Genomic DNA, 3,626 nt, shown 5'->3' with positions numbered 1-3,626 from the left:
ATTATAAGTATTGGTCTGAAACAGCGGATCCAGTTCATAGGCCTGTTGCAGTGCCAGCAAGGATTCATCAAACCGCTGCAATGAATTTAGTGCCAGGAATTTCCACATATAAGCAATGGCCAGACTGGGATTAAGTGCTATCGCGTAATCATAGTGAGTAATCGCTTGTTCAAAGTCATTTTGAACATAGGATATAAATCCTTCAACCAGATGAGCCTCTGCGATCTCTGGTTGCCGTTGCAATGCTTTATCGATATTTTGCTGAGCCAGGCTGGCGGCAATATCAGTTTTAATTATACCGAAGCCTTCTCGAATTTCTGACAGTAATAATAACGTATCGGCCAGGCCAACATAGCCGCTGGCATATTCAGGATCCAGTGCCACGGCCTGCTCAAATAACTGGCGGGCCTGCTGCATGGCTTCAGTAGTTTGTTTGCGATACTGCTCGCGGCCTTTTAAGTACAGCACATAGGCATCGGCACTGCGGGTACCGGCCAAATTATCAAAGCTGCCGGCGGCCGCGAAGCTATGCTGTAACGTGTTCACTACCGAGCGGCCAATATCCCGCTCTAATTCAGCAATATCGGTTAAATTGCGGGCATAATTATTGCTCCAGAGGGTGCTGCCGCTTTTCACATCGAGCAACTGTACCCGCACATTAAGCCGGTTATCAGTCGCCTTAACACTGCCGGTTAGTATCGTATCAACTTGTAAACGCTCACCTATCTGCTGCGGGCTTAAACCCTGCTCGCTTAAAAACTGACTGGAGCGCGAGGCCGAGACTTTAAAATTGGCAGCACTACCCAGTAAGCTGGTCATCTCTTCCGCTAAGCCGAGCGCTAAATAGCCCTGATCCTTTCCTTCGCTGTCATCCCTAAATGGCAACACCGCAATAGTGCTGGTACCAGCCTGGCTGGCAGCAGTTGCGGCCTGCTGCTTTGCCAGCTGCTGCTGTTTAAGTACGCCATAGTACTCAAGGCCAACATAGCCGCTGACCAGCATTACCAGCAGCAAACCGGCCCATTGCCGGCCACCCGGCGCGGCAGCGGGTTTATCTTGCTCAGCCACACTGGCGGTGCGCTTAATACCGCTAAGGCTGATATCACAATACCAGGCCAGGTAAATTACCAGCGGCAGGCAGCTTAGCAGCAGCACAAACAGCGCTGAGCCAAGCAAAGGATTCAGGGCCAGCGTACTGGTTAGCACAGATATAATCTGCAGCAGTAACCAACTTAACCCCAGGTAAATCAGTACTGATTTGACAACCGCGCGCCGTTTCAGCTCAGTAAGAAAGGTTTTCAAAATAGAATAGACTTTAGAGGTGTCGAATATATAAAGCCTAGTCAACAACCGGTGTTTATACAACAGCCACCACTTATCAGCAGTGTGGTACAGGATTTTCCCAAGAAACACATCCGGCAAGGCGGCATAAAACATTAATAAATGGACAGCTGTTCACTGAGTTTCATTTTAAAAATCAGTTGAAGTGAATTTTTAGTGCCTTATATTCATAGCGTTACGATATAAAAAGTTGAAACGCCGCAAATCAAACTGGCCAAACCAGACATTTTAGTGTACAACTGTGCGCTGAAATTAACCGCTGATAATCAGCATACAGTAGATAACGATAGTGAAACTGACTTTATCCCGCCTCTGGCGCGCGTTGTGTTTAACGCTGACAAACCAGCCGTCTTTAACCCTGTATTTTCTGCCGTTATTACAACGGCTCTGGCCCGGCTTTTTAGCCGGCTTATATCGGGCACGGTTGCTGAGCCAACACTGGCAAACGCCGGATATGCTGCTGCTTAGCTTGCATGTATCTGGCCGCTGGCCGGGTTTTACCCCAGGCCAGCATATTATGTTAACCATCAAGCATAACGGCCGTTACCTTAGCCGGCCTTTTAGTATTTGCTCGTCACTGAAACTCTGGCAAAGCCAACAGCAAATACAGTTGTGCTGCAAAATTAACCCCACTGGCGAATTCACTGCGCTGTTAGCACAACTGCCCAATGCCAGCATGCTCAATATCAGCCGGGCAGAGGGTGATTTTTGCTGGCAAAAGCCGGCTTTGCCAACGGTGTTTATTGCCGCGGGCTCAGGTATTACCCCTATTGCGGCGATGCTGCTAAGCCAGCGCCACTGGCTGGCACCAGCCACGCTTTATTACCGCTGCCGCGGCTTAGAAAACGCGGCACTGCTAAGAGAACTGAACCAACTCGCTGAGCGCCAGCCACTGTTTCAGCTGCGGTTATCTGACAGTCGGCTTGAACCAGCAGCGGCCTGGCAGCAGCAACTGACCGGCGAGGTGGCCAACCAGCAATTTTATCTGTGTGGGCCAGGTGCGTTTATGCAGCACATCCGCGCCGCGTTGTTAAACAGTGGCGCCACTGAGGGCCAGATCCAGCAGGAGCAATTTGGTTTAGCAATGCCGGCGGTTACGACGACAACAGAGAGTCTGGCACTTAGCGGCCACTTTATCAGCGCCGGCATTCGTAAAACAGTGTCATTAAACGGCCAGCAGAGTCTGCTGCAAAATGCTGAGCAGCAAGGCCTTAGCCCCCGCTTTGGTTGTCGGATGGGCGTCTGCTTTCAGTGCGTCTGCGACAAAGTATCCGGCCAGGTGCGTGATATCAGAAACGGTGCGTTAAGCGGCCATGGTGGCGAACAGATCCAGCTGTGCGTCAGTCAGCCGGTAACCGAACTCGTAATAAAGCTGTAACAGGAGCTGTGATGAAACTTTCCACTGAACAATTCAGCGCGCTGGCACAGGAGCTTGACGGCCTAAAACAACAGGTACAACAGCAACTGGGCGATGCTGATGCGCGCTATATCCGCCGGGTTTTGCTGGTGCAGCGTTTAAGCGCCGTTAGCGGCCGGGTGCTTATGGTACTGGGTTTTATTACGCCCTGGCTGTGGCTTGCCGGGGTGCTGCTGCTGGCGCTGGCCAAAATTCTCGACAATATGGAAATTGGTCACAATGTGCTGCATGGCCAGTATGACTGGTTGAATGATCCTGTGCTGCATTCCAGACGCTATGAGTGGGATATTGCCTGTGATGCCGGCTCATGGCAGCGTACCCATAATTTTGAACACCACACCTATACCAATATTATTGGCAAAGACCGTGATTTTGGTTATGGCCTGCTGCGTTTAAGTAATGATTTTCGCTGGCGGCTGCGTAATTTGTGGCAGGGTGGCACTTACCTGTTGTTAAGTCTGCTATTTCAATGGGGTGTGTCGTATCACGAGCTGGCAGCACAACGGGTATTTGCCGGTAAGAAAAAAGCAGATCGGCACTCGCAGGTAACAGACCGTGAGCTTAAACGCGCTTTTTTCAGCAAAGGCGCCCGCCAGCTGCTAAAAGACTATCTGTTCTTTCCGCTGATTGCCGGGCCGATGTGGCTGTGGGTATTAAGCGGTAATTTACTGGCTAATTTGCTGCGAAATTTATGGACTTCAACCGTGATTTTCTGCGGTCATTTTACCAAAGACGTGCATACCTTCAGCGCGGCAGAATGTGAAAACGAAAGCCGGGGCCAGTGGTATTACCGCCAGATGCTGGGCTCTTCTAACTTTACCGGCCCCACCTGGCTGCATATCTTAACCGGCCATTTAAGCTGCCAGAT

At 50.6% G+C, this 3,626-nt stretch carries 3 protein-coding genes; 2 read left to right on the top strand and 1 reads right to left on the bottom strand.

Annotated elements, in window-relative coordinates; genetic code table 11:
• Window positions 1–1,437 (bottom strand): tetratricopeptide repeat protein (locus tag R3177_RS13905; RefSeq protein ID WP_318971614.1); only part of this gene is annotated, 1,437 nt, incomplete at its 3' end.
• Window positions 1,438–1,630: 193 nt separating this feature from the next.
• On the opposite strand from R3177_RS13905, the gene R3177_RS13900 reads away from it, so the two are divergent.
• Window positions 1,631–2,719, top strand: a complete 1,089-nt coding sequence (locus R3177_RS13900) for an iron-sulfur cluster-binding domain-containing protein (RefSeq protein WP_318971613.1) — start codon at window positions 1,631–1,633, stop codon at window positions 2,717–2,719.
• Window positions 2,720–2,730: 11 nt separating this feature from the next.
• Window positions 2,731–3,626: fatty acid desaturase family protein (locus R3177_RS13895; RefSeq protein ID WP_318971612.1), on the top strand; the 896-nt coding region annotated here is incomplete at its 3' end.

Source organism: Arsukibacterium sp. (genome assembly GCF_033722355.1).
In the GTDB taxonomy this organism is placed as follows: domain Bacteria; phylum Pseudomonadota; class Gammaproteobacteria; order Enterobacterales; family Alteromonadaceae; genus Alishewanella.
The sequence above is the reverse complement of the archived record's forward strand: the minus strand, read 5'-3'. Positions and strand labels throughout refer to the sequence as shown.